Annotated in this window: 14 protein-coding genes; 11 read left to right on the top strand and 3 right to left on the bottom strand. The window is 73.9% G+C overall.

The features are described 5' to 3' along the window. Positions 1-283 precede the first annotated feature (283 nt). The 8 genes from OHS17_RS15055 to OHS17_RS15020 all read left to right on the top strand — a co-directional run bounded on the left by OHS17_RS15055 (position 284) and on the right by OHS17_RS15020 (position 7,178). Positions 284-1,627 (top strand): ANL family adenylate-forming protein, encoded by a 1,344-nt coding sequence (locus OHS17_RS15055; RefSeq protein WP_330312596.1) that lies wholly within the window; start codon positions 284-286, stop codon positions 1,625-1,627. Beyond that, a complete protein-coding gene (locus OHS17_RS15050; protein ID WP_330312595.1) occupies positions 1,624-2,376 on the top strand; it encodes an SDR family NAD(P)-dependent oxidoreductase in 753 nt (250 codons plus the stop codon). Before OHS17_RS15055 ends, OHS17_RS15050 begins: the two co-directional genes overlap by 4 nt. Further along, entirely contained in the window at positions 2,370-2,651 is a 282-nt protein-coding gene (locus tag OHS17_RS15045; protein WP_018102210.1) for a phosphopantetheine-binding protein, read from the top strand. The genes OHS17_RS15050 and OHS17_RS15045 overlap by 7 nt, the downstream gene beginning before the upstream one ends. 46 nt (positions 2,652-2,697) lie before the next feature. Next, positions 2,698-3,462 carry an AfsA-related hotdog domain-containing protein gene (locus tag OHS17_RS15040; RefSeq protein ID WP_330312594.1) on the top strand — a complete coding sequence of 255 codons (765 nt, stop codon included), beginning with the start codon at positions 2,698-2,700 and terminating at the stop codon, positions 3,460-3,462. A gap of 35 nt (positions 3,463-3,497) precedes the next feature. Beyond that, positions 3,498-3,806, top strand: a complete 309-nt coding sequence (locus OHS17_RS15035) for a YciI family protein (protein ID WP_330312593.1) — start codon at positions 3,498-3,500, stop codon at positions 3,804-3,806. Further along, positions 3,803-5,338 carry an FAD-binding oxidoreductase gene (locus tag OHS17_RS15030; RefSeq protein ID WP_330312592.1) on the top strand — a complete coding sequence of 512 codons (1,536 nt, stop codon included), beginning with the start codon at positions 3,803-3,805 and terminating at the stop codon, positions 5,336-5,338. The genes OHS17_RS15035 and OHS17_RS15030 overlap by 4 nt, the downstream gene beginning before the upstream one ends. An 83-nt stretch (positions 5,339-5,421) precedes the next feature. After that, a complete protein-coding gene (locus tag OHS17_RS15025; RefSeq protein ID WP_443066171.1) occupies positions 5,422-6,972 on the top strand; it encodes an acyl-CoA carboxylase subunit beta in 1,551 nt (516 codons plus the stop codon). Next, on the top strand, positions 6,969-7,178 hold the full coding sequence (locus OHS17_RS15020; protein ID WP_330312591.1) for an acyl-CoA carboxylase subunit epsilon: 210 nt from the start codon (positions 6,969-6,971) through the stop codon (positions 7,176-7,178). The genes OHS17_RS15025 and OHS17_RS15020 overlap by 4 nt, the downstream gene beginning before the upstream one ends. 11 nt (positions 7,179-7,189) lie before the next feature. Here OHS17_RS15020 and OHS17_RS15015 read toward each other — a convergent pair whose 3' ends face one another. Further along, entirely contained in the window at positions 7,190-7,831 is a 642-nt protein-coding gene (locus OHS17_RS15015) for a response regulator transcription factor (protein WP_330312590.1), read from the bottom strand. Positions 7,832-7,833: 2 nt separating this feature from the next. Then, complete coding sequence (locus OHS17_RS15010; protein ID WP_330312589.1) at positions 7,834-9,117, bottom strand: sensor histidine kinase; 1,284 nt, start codon at positions 9,115-9,117, stop codon at positions 7,834-7,836. 131 nt (positions 9,118-9,248) lie between these two features. Between OHS17_RS15010 and OHS17_RS15005 the strand changes: the two genes are divergently transcribed. Both OHS17_RS15005 and OHS17_RS15000 read left to right on the top strand, forming a co-directional pair. Continuing rightward, complete coding sequence (locus OHS17_RS15005; protein ID WP_330312588.1) at positions 9,249-9,983, top strand: ABC transporter ATP-binding protein; 735 nt, start codon at positions 9,249-9,251, stop codon at positions 9,981-9,983. Continuing rightward, on the top strand, positions 9,977-12,433 hold the full coding sequence (locus tag OHS17_RS15000; RefSeq protein ID WP_330312587.1) for an ABC transporter permease: 2,457 nt from the start codon (positions 9,977-9,979) through the stop codon (positions 12,431-12,433). The genes OHS17_RS15005 and OHS17_RS15000 overlap by 7 nt, the downstream gene beginning before the upstream one ends. 6 nt (positions 12,434-12,439) lie before the next feature. Here the strand turns inward: OHS17_RS15000 and OHS17_RS14995 are convergent, their stop codons facing one another. After that, the gene (locus OHS17_RS14995) at positions 12,440-13,123 is read right to left on the bottom strand and encodes a phosphotransferase (protein WP_330312586.1); all 684 of its coding nucleotides are present in this window, start codon (positions 13,121-13,123) and stop codon (positions 12,440-12,442) included. A 168-nt stretch (positions 13,124-13,291) separates the two neighbouring features. Between OHS17_RS14995 and OHS17_RS14990 the strand changes: the two genes are divergently transcribed. After that, on the top strand, positions 13,292-14,662 hold the full coding sequence (locus tag OHS17_RS14990; RefSeq protein ID WP_330312585.1) for an alpha-lytic protease prodomain-containing protein: 1,371 nt from the start codon (positions 13,292-13,294) through the stop codon (positions 14,660-14,662). The last annotated feature ends 45 nt before the right edge of the window (positions 14,663-14,707 follow it).

Here is a 14,707-nt window from a genome sequence, read left to right as displayed (position 1 = left end):
GGGCAACGCGCCGGAGAACCGGCGCACCGGGGCCGGCCGGATTCGGCGGCCCGCTGCCATCCCAGGACAGGTCACGGCAGTCGTGCGTTACGCCTCCCAGCATGCGCCGGCCGATGCCTCTTCCGCTACATAGCCGTGCGGCTACCCCGTACCCCTGCCCGAATGGCCACTCCGAATGGCCACCCCGTACGAGGGCTCATAAAAGCCATATTGAGCGGCGAATTACCGCGTACTAGCTTCGAGTCATCGACATCCGAAAGCCTTCGAAATCCAGGAGAAAACAATGCCTCACCCTTTTCTGGCCCGACTGGAATCCTTCCGGGATTCCGAGGCCGTCGCTTTCGAGGGCCGCAGTTACCGCTACGAGGACCTGCTGAGGCTCGTGGACGAGTGGCGCGGCTTCCTCGACCGCCACCAGGTCCGCCCCGGCGAGGTCGTCACGCTGGAGGGGGCGTACTCCCCGCAGGCGTGCGCCGGTCTGCTGGCGCTCATCGAGCGCGGGGTCGTCGTCGTCCCGCTCACCGTCCTGCCCGCCGCCAAGCGCGCCGAGTTCCTGGACGTGGCCGAGGTCGAGGTCGTCGTCCGGGTGGACGAGGGCGGCGTGCACCGCTGCGAGCGCACCGGCCGCCGCGCGGACCACGCCCTCTACGGCGAGCTGCGGGACGCCGGCCGGCCCGGCCTGGTGCTCTTCAGCTCGGGCACCACCGGCCGCAGCAAGGCGTCCGTGCTCGACTTCGACAAGGTCCTCGCCCGCTACGGCGAGCCGACCCGCCCCTCGCGCATCCTGTCCTTCCTCAGCCTGGACCACATCGGCGGCGTCAACACCCTGCTGCACACGCTCAGCCAGGGCGGCACCGTGGTGACCGTCGCGGAGCGCACCCCGGAGGCCGTCTTCGAGGCCATCGCCGACCACCGGGTGCAGATCCTGCCGACCACGCCCACCTTCCTGAACATGGTGCTGATCTCCGGCGCCCACGAGCGGTACGCCACGGACTCGCTGAAGCTCGTCACGTACGGCACCGAGCCCATGCCGCTCCAGACGCTGCGGCGGCTCGGCGAGGCGCTGCCGGGCGTCCGGCTCAAGCAGACGTACGGGCTGTCCGAGCTGGGCATCCTGCCGACCCGGTCGCGAGGCGACGACACCCTGTGGGTGAAGCTCGGCACGGCCGGATTCGAGCACCGGATCATCGACAACATCCTGTGGATCCGCTCCGAGATGGCCATGCTCGGCTACCTCAACGCGCCCGCGCCCTTCGACGAGGACGGGTTCTTCAACACGCAGGACGTGGTCGAGGTGGACGGCGACTGGGTGCGCATCCTGGGCCGGAACTCCGAGATCATCAACGTGGGCGGCGAGAAGGTCTACCCCAGCGAGGTCGAGAGCGTCCTGCTGGAGGTCGAGAACATCGCGGAGGCCACCGTCAGCGGCCGCCCGAGCCCGGTCACCGGCATGGTCGTCAAGGCGACCGTGCAGCTGGTCGAGGACGAGGACCGGCGCTCCGTCACCCGCAGGGTCCGCGAGTACTGCGGCCGGCGCCTGGAGGCGTACAAGGTCCCGGTGCTCGTGGAGGTCTCCGCCGCCCCGCAGCACTCGGAGCGGTACAAGAAGATCCGGAGTGCGGCATGAGCGCCGACGGGGCTACCGCCTCCGAGGACCGGGTCGCCCTCGTCAGCGGCGGCAGTCGCGGGCTCGGCCGGCTTCTGGTCGAGCGGCTGCTCGCCGAGGGGTGGCGGGTCGCGACCTTCAGCCGGTCCGCCAACGACTTCGTGAAGGACCTCCAGGCCGAGCGGGGCGACCGCTTCCTCTGGGAGGCCGCCGACCTCGGGGACCCGGACGCGCTGCGCGGGGTCGTCCGCACGGTGGTGCGCCGCTTCGGCCGGGTCGACCTGCTCGTCAACAACGCGGCCGTGCTCCACCAGGAGCTCTTCCTCACCACCTCTCGCAAGCAGACCGAGACGCTGATCGCGAGCAATCTGCTCGCCCCGATCACCCTCGCCCAGGCGTGCGCCCGCGCGATGACGCGCCAGGGCGGCGGCCAGATCCTCAACATCTCGTCCATCAACGCCATCCGCGGCTACCGGGGCGTGGCGGTCTACGCCGCCACCAAGGCCGGGCTCGACGGATTCAGCCGCAGCCTGGCCCGGGAACTCGGGGCCTTCAATATCCGGGTGAATTCGCTGGTGCCCGGATTCTTCGACAGTGACATGACCGAGGAAGTCACCGAGAAGAATCGGGAACGCATTCGGCGCCGCACCCCGCTCGGCCGGCTCGGCACCATGAACGAAATCGCCGACGCCGTTCTCTATCTCATCTCGCCCGCCTCTTCATTCATCACCGGACAGTCGATCGTCGTAGACGGAGGAATCACATGCTGATCGCAGCCGACATCACCGCCCTGGTCCACCAGGAGATCAACGCCCTGCTCGCCGAGGCCGAGCGCCCGACGCACCCCACGCTCACCGGCTCGGAGTTCCTGCACGAGCTGGGGCTCAACTCCCTGCTGCTGGCCCGCCTCGTCATCCAGCTGGAGATGGAGCTCGGCGTCGACCCCTTCGAGGAGGAGTACGTCATCTCCGACGTCCGCACGGTCGGCGCCCTGTCCGACGCGTACGTCCGCACCGTCGAGCAGCTGGCGGCCACCGCCGTCTGACGCACCGCACCCGCCCGCACCAGCCCCACATCCTGGAGGGATCGACATGTCGCACGAAGCACTCATCGCCGTCGGGGACCGTTTCGAGGACTTCCTCGCCAACCGGGGGACCGTCCCGGTCTCCGAGCTGATCGCCCGGCTGCGCGCCGGGGAACTGGCCGAGAGCCTGACGGTGAGCATCGGCCAGGGCCTCAGCGCCGGCCAGCTCGCCGAGATACGCGCCCTGGCCGAGGCGCACGGACCGGCCGTCTCGCTGGGCAAGGGCGGGGTTCCGGAACCGGCCGACCAGCACCTCACCCACAAGCACGACGCCAAGAACGTCCTGATCGGCCCGGTCGGCCAGACCGGTGAGAAGCGCTTCGTCGCCGACCTCGTCATCGACGAGCGCGTCGAGGTCCTGGAGGACCACCTCACCGGCCAGCACATCCCGGCCATCACCCTGCTGGAGGCGGCCCGCCAGATGTGGACGGTGGTCACCGAGCAGTTCTTCGTCACCGGCCCGGAGAAGACCCGCTTCGTGATCGGCTCGGTCAACTCCGAGTTCCACAGCTTCGTCTTCCCGCTGCCCGCCACCGCCCAGTACGAGTTGCTCGAACACACCCGCAGTCCGGTCGGCTCGGTCTTCCGGTGCCGCATCGGCTTCCACCACGGCGAGAAGCTCGCCAGCGTGGTCGAGGCCGAGTACCGGGTCATCCCCGAGCGGTTCTCCGTCAAGCAGGAGAAGCTCGCCGCCCGCCAGGCCGTCGTCAGCGAACTGACCCGGCTCCGCGAACAGTCGGCCCCCGCGTTCAGCACCGAACGCGCCGCCTGAGCGGACCCCGTCACCCCCACCGGAAGGAGAAGGACATGTTGTGGGCGATCCACTGCCTGGACGCGCCGGGCACCGCGGAGCTGCGCGCCGCCCAGCGCCCGGCCCACTCGGCGCGGCTGCGGGAGGCGAGCGTACGACCCGTGCTGTACGGGCCGTTGACGGCCGCCGACGGCACCACCGCGGTCGGCAGCCTGATCGTGGTCGAGGCCGCCACCCGGGAGGAGGCGGAGGAGTTCGCCACCGGTGACCCGTTCGCCGTCTCCGGGGTGTGGGAGCGCATCGACGTCCAGGCCTTCGTGCCCTCGGAGCGGTCCCCGGTCCGGATCGGGGCAGGCACGCCGTGAAGGTCCGCCGGCTCCCGCCCGGGGTGGACGGCCGGGACTTCACCCGGGCCCTGGCCGCCTTCCGGGTGGCCCTGGGCCCGCGGTGGGTCCTGACCGAGGGCGCGGTCGGCCTCCCCGGCTACACCGACCCCCAACCCGTGGTGGACGAGGGTCACTTCGGGGCCTCCGCCGCCCTGATGCCCGCCACCGTCGAGGACGTCCGGGCGGTGGTGCGCATCGCCGGGGCGTTCGGAGTGCCGCTCTCGCCGGTGCTGCCGGGCCGCGACCCCGGCTTCGGCGGCCCGGCCCCCCGGCTCCCGGGCGCGGTCGCCGTGGACCTCGCCCGGATGAACCGGGTGGTCGAGGTGGACCCGGCGGGCGGTTACGCGGTCGTGGAGCCCGGGGTCACCTTCCACGACCTCGCGGGGCGCATCGCCGAACTCGGCCTGGACCAGCGGGTGGACCTCGAAGGTCCCCGCTGGGGCAGCGTCCTCGGCGAGGTCCTGGAACGCTCCACCGGCGGCCCCGGCTACGAGGGCGCCGACGCGGCCCCGTACGGCATGGAGGTCGTGCTCGCCGACGGGGAGGTGGTGCGCACCGGGGCCGCCGCCCTGACCGGCCCCGGGCCCTGGGCCCCCTACGGCTGCGGACCGGCCCTCGGCGCGATGTTCGCCCGGTCCGCGTTCGGGATCGTCACCAAGCTCGGGGTGCGGCTGCGCCCCGAACCGGCGGCGCGCCGGGCCTACGCGGTCGCCGTTCCGGCCGAGGACGGCCTCGGGCCCCTGGTCGACGCCCTGCGCCCGCTGCTGCGGGACCGCACCGTCACCGGGACGCCGACCGTCCGCAGCGTGCTCCTCGACGCGGCGGCGGCCGGCAGCCGCGCCACGTACCACCAGGGCACCGGGCCGGTCCCCGACAGCGTCGTCCGCACGCTGATGGCGGACCTCGGCATCGGCCGTTGGAACCTGTACGGGGAGCTGGCCGGGGCGCCCGCCGTGATCGACGCCCAGTGGTCCGTCATCCGGGACGCGCTCGCCGCCGTCCCCGGCGCGCGGTTCTCCCGTACCGGGGCGGCGGGCGGCGAGGCGGGACACGTACGCCCGGCGGACGAGGCCGACGGCTGGCTGCCGTACGCGGGCCGGCTCGACCTCACCCCCGTCTCGCCGGTGACCGGCGCGGACGCCCTCGCGCAGTACGCGCTGGCCCGGGACCTCGCGCACGCCCACGGCACGGACTACCTGGGCGCCTTCGCGGTCGGGGCGCGGGCCCTGCACCACCGGGTCACCGCCGTCTTCGACACCCGGGACGCGGACGACCGGGCGCGCGCCCTGGGGCTGTGCGAGGCGCTGGTCCGGGGCGCGGCGGAGGCCGGATACGGCGTCCAGCGGGCCCATCCCGCGCTGATGGACCGGGTCGTCGCGACCTACGGCTTCAACGACCACGCCGTGCGCAGGCTCGGCGAACGCATCAAGGACGCACTCGACGCGGAGGGCATTCTCGCCCCCGGCAAGCACGGCATCTGGCCGCGCCGCTACCGCGGCCTCGGCCTCTGACCCGGCTGAGCAGACAAGGGAGTCGAACCGTGGAAACCCAGACACTGGCCGAACTGGAGGAGGAGTTCGCGGCGCCCGCCGCGGTGCTCTCGCTCCGTACCCGCACCGCCGAACTGAACGGCCTGCACACCACCGTGGCCACCGGGGACGCCGCCGCCACCGAACGCCAGCACGCCAAGGGCAAGCTCACCGCCCGCGAGCGCATCGAGCTGCTGCTCGACCCGGGCACCTTCCAGGAGGTCGAGCAGCTGCGCAGGCACCGCGCGACCGGCTTCGGCCTGGAGGACCGGCGCCCGCACACCGACGGCGTCGTCGGCGGCTGGGGCACCGTCGAGGGCCGCACGGTCTTCGTCTACGCCCACGACTTCCGGATCTTCGGCGGAGCGCTCGGCGAGGCGCACGCCGCGAAGATCCACAAGGTGATGGACCTGGCCCTCGCGGCCGGGGCCCCGCTCGTCTCGCTCAACGACGGCGCGGGCGCCCGCATCCAGGAGGGCGTCACCGCGCTCGCCGGCTACGGCGGCATCTTCCAGCGCAACACCCGTGCCTCCGGGGTCATCCCGCAGATCAGCGTCATGCTCGGCCCGTGCGCGGGCGGCGCCGCCTACTCCCCGGCGCTCACCGACTTCGTGTTCATGGTCCGCGAGACCTCCCAGATGTTCATCACGGGCCCCGACGTCATCCAGGCCGTCACCGGCGAACAGGTCACGCAGAACGGCCTCGGCGGCGCCGACGTCCACGCGGGCACCTCGGGCGTCGCGCACTTCGCGTACGACGACGAGGAGACCTGCCTGGACGAGGTCCGCCACCTGATCACCCTGCTCCCGGCCAACAGCACCGAGGAACCGCCGGCCGCGCCCTGCGACGACCCGGCCGACCGCCCCGGCGACACCCTGCTCGACCTGGTCCCGGCCGACCCGCAACGCCCGTACGACATGCGCCAGGTGGTCCGCGAACTGCTGGACGACGGCGACCTGATGGAGGTCCACGAGCACTGGGCGGGCAACGTCATCTGCGCCCTCGGCCGGATCGACGGACGCACGGTCGGTGTCGTCGCCAACCAGCCCATGGTGCTGGCCGGGGTGCTCGACATCCACGCCTCCGAGAAGGCCGCCCGCTTCGTGCAGCTCTGCGACGCCTTCAATATCCCGCTCGTCACGCTGGTCGACGTGCCCGGCTTCCTGCCCGGCGTCGACCAGGAGCACGGCGGCATCATCCGCCACGGGGCGAAGCTGCTGTACGCGTACTGCAACGCGACCGTGCCCCGCATCCAGGTCATCCTGCGCAAGGCGTACGGCGGCGCGTACATCGTCATGGACTCCCGGTCCATCGGCGCGGACCTCTCCTACGCCTGGCCGGCCAACGAGATCGCGGTCATGGGCGCGGAGGGCGCCGCCAACGTCGTCTTCCGCCGCCAGATCGCCGCGTCCGACGACCCCGAGGCCGCGCGGCAGCAGCTGGTCAAGGAGTACAAGGCGGAGCTCATGCACCCGTACTACGCGGCCGAGCGCGGGCTCGTGGACGACGTCATCGACCCCGCGCACACCCGGGCCGTCCTCGCGGCCGGTCTCGCCATGCTCCGGACCAAGTCGGTGCCCCTGCCGCACCGCAAGCACGGGAACCAGCCCGCATGAACATCCGCCTCCTGTCCGGAGACCCCACCCCCGAGGAACTGGCCGCCGTCCTCACCGTCCTGCACGCCCTGGCCTCCCACCGCGCCGAGGCCCTGCCCGCCGACGTGGTCCGCCCAGCCCCGTGGGCGCGCGCGGGCCGCCGCGTCCGGCCCGGCGGCCGCAGCGAGGCCGGCTGGGCGCGCAGGTCCGGAGGGGTCAGCCCCTGAGACCGGAGGGGTCAGCCCCTGAGATACGCCAGCACCGCGAGCACCCGGCGATTGGTGGTGTCGTCCACGGACAGGTCCAGCTTGCCGAGGATGGAGCCGAAGTGCTTGCTCACCGTGCCCTCGCTCACCGAAAGGGCCGCCGCGACCGAGGCGTTGGACTTGCCCTCCGCCATCAGGGCCAGCACCTCCAGCTCGCGCGCGCTCAGCCGGGACAGCGGATCCCGGCGGTGCCGGATCAGCTGCCGGACCACCTCCGGGTCCACCACGGTGTCCCCGGCGGCGACCCGGGCGAGGGCGTCCACGAACTCCTCGACGTGGCCGATGCGTTCCTTGAGGAGATAGCCGACGCCCCGCCCGTCCGCCGAGTCGAGCAGATCCTCCGCGTAGGTGCGCTGCACGTACTGGCTGAGCACGAGCACCGGCAAGCCGGGCTGCTTCGCGCGCAGTTCGAGCGCGGCGCGCAGGCCCTCGTCGGAGAAGCCGGGCGGCATGCGGACATCGGTCACCACGATGTCCGGGCCGTGCTCGGCGACCGCCGCGATCAGCTCGTCCGCCGTCCCCGCGCCCGCCACCACCCGGTGGCCGAACCGTTCGAGGAGACCGACGAGCCCTTCGCGCAGGAGCACGCTGTCCTCGGCCAGTACGATCCGCACGCTCAGGGCCTCCCGCTCGCACCCGGCACCGGGACTTCCAGGCGGAACACCGTGGGCCCGCCGGGGGGACTGGACAGTACCAAACGGCCGTCCAGCACCGAGAGACGGTCGGCCACCCCCTGGAGCCCCGTCCCGTCCCCGGCCGAGGCACCGCCCCGCCCGTCGTCCGCCACCTCCACCACCAGTCGGCCGCGCGCCACCTGCCCGGACACCCGGACCCGCTCCGCCCCACTGTGCCGAGCCGCGTTCGCCAACGCCTCGCACACCGCGAAGTAGACCCCGCTCTCCACGGCCCCCGGCAGCCGCGCCGGCAGCTCCAGCTCCACATGGACCGGTATCACCGAGCGGTCCGCGACGTCCTCCACGGCCGCGCCCAGCCCCCGGTCGGTGAGGACCTGGGGGTGGATGCCCCGGATCAGCTCCCGGATCTCCACCAGCGCGGTGTCCGCCTCGCCGTGCGCCTTGGCCAGCAGCCCGGCCAGCGGCTCCGGCGGGTCCTCCAGCCGGGCCAGTCCGAGCGTCATCGACAGGGCGACCAGCCGTTGCTGCGCCCCGTCGTGCAGATCGCGCTCGATGCGCCGCCGCTCCGCCTCGAAGGCGTCCACCAGCCGGCTTCGGGAGCGGTCCAGCTCCCGCAGTCGCGCGCCCGCCCCGGAGTCCGAGAGCAGCGCCCGGGCCACCGTCGCGCGCCAGGCCGCCAGCACCCCCAACGGATACGCGAACACCGGGAGCAGCATCAGCCCGGCGAGCAGCGACCCGAAGGCGGCCGGATAGGAGTGGACGAGCCACAACTTCAGCACCCGGACCTCCTCGCCGCCGCTCACGGCCAGCGCCACGGGCGCCGCGATCAGCCCGCCGCACACCGTGAGCGCCGCCCCCACGGTCACCGCTTCCACCGGCCACAGGACCACCGCGGTGAGCAGCGCGTACCCCAGCTCCCGCCAGGTCGCCCGCTCCCGCAGCCGGGTCCGTAGCCAGGCGGTGAGCCCGGTGCCGTCCGGTTCGCCGTGGACCGGGGCGAGCGGGCGGGGGTCCACCAGCCGCAGCCTGCGGCGCTCCAGAGCGGCGAGCGGGATGCCCGAGAGGGCCAGGGTGAGCAGGAGCGGGAGGCCGACGAGGAGCACGGCGAGCGCACCGCCCGCGACCGCGAGCAGCAGGAGGACGGCGAACGCCAGGACGCCGACGAGCGCGCCGGTCAGCAGGTAGAGCGCCGCCCGCCACGGCCAGGGGCCGCGCAGGTAACGCCGCTGCCACAGGGCCTGGTGGAGGCCGGAGGACGAGGACATGGAGGAACCGTAGGCGGCGCCCACGGACCCGGACCACCCAGCGGTTTCCACTTCTGAGGTGGAGCTACCTCCACCTCAGAAGTGGAAACCGCTGCGATGTGCCGGGCGGCCGACGGCGGTTGGCTGAAGGCATGAATCACTCAGCCGTCCGACTCCGCTCGGTCACCCGGTCCTACGCTGGGAAGTCCGGTGCCGTCACCGCGCTCGACGCGGTCAGCCTGGACATCCCCCGGGGCTCCTTCACCGCCGTCATGGGCCCCTCCGGCTCCGGCAAGTCCACCCTGCTCCAGTGCACCGCCGGGCTCGACCGGCCCACCGCGGGGCAGGTGTTCCTCGGCGACACGGAGCTGACCGGGCTGAGCGAACGCCGGCTGACCCTGCTCCGCCGCAGCCGCATAGGCTTCGTCTTCCAGGCGTTCAACCTGCTCCCCGCCCTCACCGCCGAGCAGAACGTGGCCCTCCCGCTCAGACTCGCGGGCCGCCGCCCGAAGCGCGCCGACGTCCTCGGAGTCCTCGACCGGGTGGGCCTCGGCGGGCGCGCCGGGCACCGCCCCGGTGAGCTGTCGGGCGGCCAGCAGCAACGGGTGGCGCTCGCCCGCGCCCTGGTCACCCGGCCCGACGTCCTGTTCGGCGACGAGCCGACCGGCGCGCTGGACTCCACGACCGGCCGCGAGGTGCTGACGCTGCTGCGGACCATGGCGAACGACGGCCAGACCGTGATCATGGTGACCCACGACCCGGTCGCCGCCTCCTACGCGGACCGGGTGCTATTCCTCGCGGACGGCAGGGTGCGCGACGAGCTGCACGCCCCGGCGGCCGAGGAGATCGCGGCCCGGATGACCCGGATGGGGGCCCTCCCGTGCTGAAGCTCGTCCTTCAAGGCATACGGACCCGCTGGGTCACCCTCGCCGGCTCCTTCCTCGCGCTGGCCCTCGGCGTGGGGATCATCGCCACGACGGGGCTGGCCCTCGCCGCCACCTTCGCCGGACCGGAGCAGGCACCGGAGCGGTTCGCCGCCGCGCCGGTGGTGGTGCGGGGCGCGGACCAGGTGCGCGTCAGCACTCCGATCGGCGTCCGTACGCAGAAGCTCACCGATCCCCGGCCCGTTCCGGCCGAGGTGGCCGAGCGACTGGCGGGGCTGGGGCGCACGGAGCTGGACCGCACGTTCTGGGTGTCGGCGGGGAACGGGTCCGGCGAGGCGGCCGGGCACCCCTGGCCCGTCGCCGCAGCGGCCCGGTACCGGCTGCTCTCCGGTCGTCCGCCCGCCGTGCCCGGCGAGGTCGTGGTCGCGGCGGGGGAGGGGGCCGTGGGAGACCGGATCACCCTCACCACACCCGCGGGCAAGGGGCGTTGGACGGTGACCGGGACCGTGCGCCCCGCCCCCGTCGAGCGCGCGGTGTTCTTCGGCGAGGCGGAGGCCGCACGGCTCGCCCCGGACATCGACGCCGTCGTGGTGCACGCCGGCCCGGCCGCCGTGCGCGCCGCCCTCGGCCCGGGCCTGGACGTCCTCACGGGCGACGAACGGCGCAAGGCCGACCCCGACCCGGACCGGGACGCCGAGGCCCTCGTCTCCGTGAACGCCCTGCTGGGCACCGCCGCCGGAATCACCGCCTTCGTCTCCGTGTTCGTCGTCGCCTCGACGTTCTCCTTCGCCGTGGCCCAGCGCCGCCGCGAGTTCGGCCTGCTGCGTATGGCGGGCGCGACGCCCGGCCAGGTGCGCCGCCTGGTGTACGCGGAGGCCGCGCTCGTCGGCGTCCTCGCCTCGGCGGCGGGCTGCCGGCTGGGGCTCTCCGGGGCGCCCCGGCTCGCGTCCTGGATGGCTCAACAGAGCTTCGCCCCGGCCTGGTTCGCCATTGGGCACCAGAACTGGCCGCTGCACACCGCCTTCTGGACCGGCCTCGCCGTCGCCCTCGCCGGAGCGGTCGCCGCCGCGCACCGCGCCGGACGGGTCCGCCCGGCCGAGGCCCTGCGCGACGCCGCCGTGGACAGCGGCACGATGCCGCCGGTCCGCGTGGTGCTGGGCGCCGCCGTCCTGCTCACCGGGGCGGTGCTGGTGGTGCTCGGCCTCGTCCAGGACCCGGCGGGGCTCCTCAAGCGGAAGACGTACACCACGCAGCCGATGCTCCTGATCACCGGATGCGCCCTGTTCGCGCCCGTCCTGGTCCGCCCCGCGATCCGCCTCCTGGCCTGGCTGCCCGCCCGGCTGCCGGGCGCCACCGGCCTCCTGGTCCGGGAGAACGCCTCGGCCGGGCTGCGCCGGACGGCCGCCGTCGCCGCGCCCGTGCTCGTCACCGTCGCCCTGGCCGCCTCGCTGATGGGCACCAAGGCCACCATCGACGCGGCCAAGGCGGCGGAGGCGCGCGGCCAGGTCACGGCGGACTTCGTGGCCGTGGGCGAACGTGCGGGCATACCAGGGGAGTTCGTGGACCGGGTCCGGCGCGTCGAAGGCGCCCGGGTCAGCGCCTCGCGCGCCACCTCCGTCACCGTCCTCGAAGAGCGCACCGCCCTCGTCCGCTCCGAAGCCCGGGCGGTGGACCCGGCCGACGAGGCCGCCGTGTCGGCGCTGCCCGTGGTCGCCGGACGGCTCGCCGACCTGGACGACCGCTCGATCGTCGTCAACGAGGAGTGGGCCGACCACCGGGTCGGCGCCCGCGTCCGCGTCTGGCTCGGCGACGGCCGCGAGGTCACCCTGCGCATCGCGGCCGTGCTTGCCGTCGGCACCGGCGACAACGGCGTCTACCTCACCCCGCACAACGCGGCGGGCGCCCCCGTCGACCGCGTCGGGATAGCCGTCCGCGCCGGGGCCGACCGGCAGGCCGTCGAGCGCGGGCTGCGCGCGGCCGGGCGGGCCACCGGCACCGAGGTGCTGACCCGGGAGCAGTGGGCCGCGACCCTCGCCCCGGGCGGCGGCTCCACCCGGACCGGGCTGCTGATGATCCTCGCCATCGCCCTGGTCTACACGGGGATCGCCCTCGCCAACACCCAGGTCATGGCCACCGCGGACCGGGTCCGTGACTTCGCCGTGCTGCGCCTCGCCGGGGCGACGAAGGCCCAGGTGCTGCGGCTGGCCGGGGCGGAGGCGCTGGCCGTGGTCGCGGTGGGCGCGGGGCTCGGCGGGGCGGTGGCCACGCTGAACCTGCTGGGCGTACGGGCGGCGCTCGGCCGGCTCGACGTCCCGGCGGCGGTCGTCGTGCCGTGGGAGGCGGTCGGGCTCGTGGTCGCGGTGAGCGCGGCGCTCGCGGTGGTCTTCGCCGTACTGCCCGCCCGGCTCGCCCTGCGTACCCGGCCGGTGGAGCTCGCCGGGGCGCGGGAGTAGGGCGCGCTACCGGCCCGCCAGCGCCGCCACCAGGGCCGCCGCCTCGCCGATCCGGGCCTTCTCGGGCGGGCTCATCGTCGGGTTGAGGGTGCGCCGGGCGGCCGCGTCGGCGAGTCGGGGGGCGGGGATGCCGTCGTCGGCGGCCAGGCGGGGCACCAGGGCGGTGACCAGCTCCCGGGCCCCGTCAGCCGCCGGGTGGCCGGGGTCCACCGCCACCTGCGCCAGGATCAGCGCCGACATGGCCCGGTCCAGGGCGGGCGGGCCCTCCTCGGTGTTGCTCCAGTCGATGACCACGGGCCCGTCCGCCGTCATCATCACGTTGTCGGGGTGCAGGTCCAGGTGGAGCACCCGGTCCTCGAGGTCGGGCGAGAGCCGGGCCGGGACGGAGTGCAGCTCGGTGAGGAGCCCGGTCAGCAGGCCCGCGCCCTCCTCGGCGCCCACCGCTCCGGACATCAGCGACTCCAGCATCGTCGGCCCGTGCAGGCGCTGGAGGACCAGATCGCCGGGCCCGGCCGACAGGGGCCGCGGGCCCAGCCGGGGCACCGGGTAGCCGGAGGCGGACAGGTAGGACATGACGGGCAGTTCCCGGGAGGCGTCCATCCCGTCGCGGTAACGCCGCAGCACCCACGCCTCGTCCAGCTCGTACACGTCCGCGTTGCGTCCACTGCCCAGCAGTCGGCCTATTCGCATGAGGGGAACCTACTCGGGCGCCGTATACAAAGGGAGTTCGGGCCCGGGCCCGGCGCGCCCCATAACGCGGCGCGATGGGGCGGACGGGATCTCCTGAACCCGGCGTGCACGCGGCTACCTTGGCGGCGATTCCCCCGAAACGCTTCCCCCGAAGTCAAGGAGAGTTCCGTGGAGAGATCCCCGCTCCGCAGACACGCCCTGGCCGCGTGTACCGCCACCGTGGCCGTCGGCGCGCTCGCACTCGCCGGGCTGACCGGCACCGCGTCCGCCGACCCCGCCTCCATCGCCCCCACCCCCGTGGCGGACTCCGCCCACCTCTCGCCCGGCCTGCTCAAGGCCATGCAGCGGGACCTCGGACTCACCGCCGCCGAGGCCCGTGTCCGCATCGCGGGTGAGTCGCGGGCCGCCGCCCTCACCGCCGGGCTGCGGTACTCGCTCGGCGAGCGGTTCGCCGGTGCCCGGGTCAGCGGTGACGACGCGGATCTGACCGTCGCCACCACCGACGCCTCGGACGCCGCCCGCATCGCGAAGGCCGGCGCCCGCGCCCAGGTCGTCGACCACAGCCTCGCCGAACTCGACACCGCCAAGGCCGCCCTGGACCGGGTCGCGCTGCGCACCGCGCCGAAGGACATACCCGCCTGGTACGTCGACGTACGGACCAACCGCGTCGTCGTCCAGGCCGGGAAGGCCTCCGCCGCCGACGCGTTCCTCGCGAAAGCCGGGGTCGCCCGCGACCTGGTGACGGTCGCCCGGTCCACCGAGCGGCCCCGCACCTTCACGGACCTGCGCGGCGGCGACGCGTACTACATGAACGGCTCGGGCCGCTGCTCCATCGGCTTCCCCGTCAAGCGCGGCACCCAGGGCGGCTTCGTCAGCGCCGGGCACTGCGGCACGCCGGGCGTCTCCACCAGCGGATACAACCAGCAGGCCCAGGGCTCCTTCCAGGGCTCCACCTTCCCCGGCCGCGACTACTCCTGGGTCGCCACCAACACCAACTCAACCCCGCGCCCGCTGGTCAACGGCTACGGCAACGGCGACGTGACGGTCACCGGCTCCACCGAGGCGGTCGAGGGCTCGTCGGTCTGCCGCTCCGGCTCCACCACAGGCTGGCACTGCGGCACGGTCCAGCAACGCAACAGCAGCGTCACCTACCAGGAGGGCACCGTCTCCGGGGTGACCCGGACCAACGTCTGCGCCGAACCCGGCGACTCCGGCGGTTCGTTCATCTCCGGCAGCCAGGCCCAGGGCGTCACCTCCGGCGGTACCGGCAACTGCTCGCAGGGCGGGGTGACCTACTTCCAGCCGCTGAACCCGGCGCTCCAGGCGTACGGGCTGACCCTGGTCACCAACGGCTCCACCACCCCGCCGGACCCGACCGACCCGCCGACCAACCCCGGCGGCACCTGGGCGGCCGGCACGACCTACGCGGCCGGTGACGTCGTGACGTACGGCTCGGCGAGCTACCGCTGCCTCCAGGGCCACCAGGCCCAGCCCGGCTGGACCCCGCCGAACGTCCCCGCGCTCTGGCAGGCCGGGTAACACCGCCCCGCACCACCACCCCCTCAGGCGATCGAGGAACGGGCC

Origin of the sequence: Streptomyces sp. NBC_00523, assembly GCF_036346615.1 — a bacterium.
GTDB lineage: Bacteria > Actinomycetota > Actinomycetes > Streptomycetales > Streptomycetaceae > Streptomyces.
Note: the sequence above shows the minus strand (reverse complement) of the source record. Positions and strands in the feature narration are given on the sequence as shown.

Bases quoted from the DNA above. Each gene is read 5' to 3' on its own strand.
- OHS17_RS15010 (WP_330312589.1), bottom strand. From the start codon at position 9,117: ATGTCCTCGTCCTCCGGCCTCCACCAGGCCCTGTGGCAGCGGCGTTAC.
- OHS17_RS15005 (WP_330312588.1), top strand. From the start codon at position 9,249: ATGAATCACTCAGCCGTCCGACTCCGCTCGGTCACCCGGTCCTACGCT.
- OHS17_RS15040 (WP_330312594.1), top strand. From the start codon at position 2,698: ATGTCGCACGAAGCACTCATCGCCGTCGGGGACCGTTTCGAGGACTTC.
- OHS17_RS15020 (WP_330312591.1), top strand. From the start codon at position 6,969: ATGAACATCCGCCTCCTGTCCGGAGACCCCACCCCCGAGGAACTGGCC.
- OHS17_RS15035 (WP_330312593.1), top strand. From the start codon at position 3,498: ATGTTGTGGGCGATCCACTGCCTGGACGCGCCGGGCACCGCGGAGCTG.
- OHS17_RS14995 (WP_330312586.1), bottom strand. From the start codon at position 13,123: ATGCGAATAGGCCGACTGCTGGGCAGTGGACGCAACGCGGACGTGTAC.
- OHS17_RS15055 (WP_330312596.1), top strand. From the start codon at position 284: ATGCCTCACCCTTTTCTGGCCCGACTGGAATCCTTCCGGGATTCCGAG.
- OHS17_RS15045 (WP_018102210.1), top strand. From the start codon at position 2,370: ATGCTGATCGCAGCCGACATCACCGCCCTGGTCCACCAGGAGATCAAC.
- OHS17_RS15050 (WP_330312595.1), top strand. From the start codon at position 1,624: ATGAGCGCCGACGGGGCTACCGCCTCCGAGGACCGGGTCGCCCTCGTC.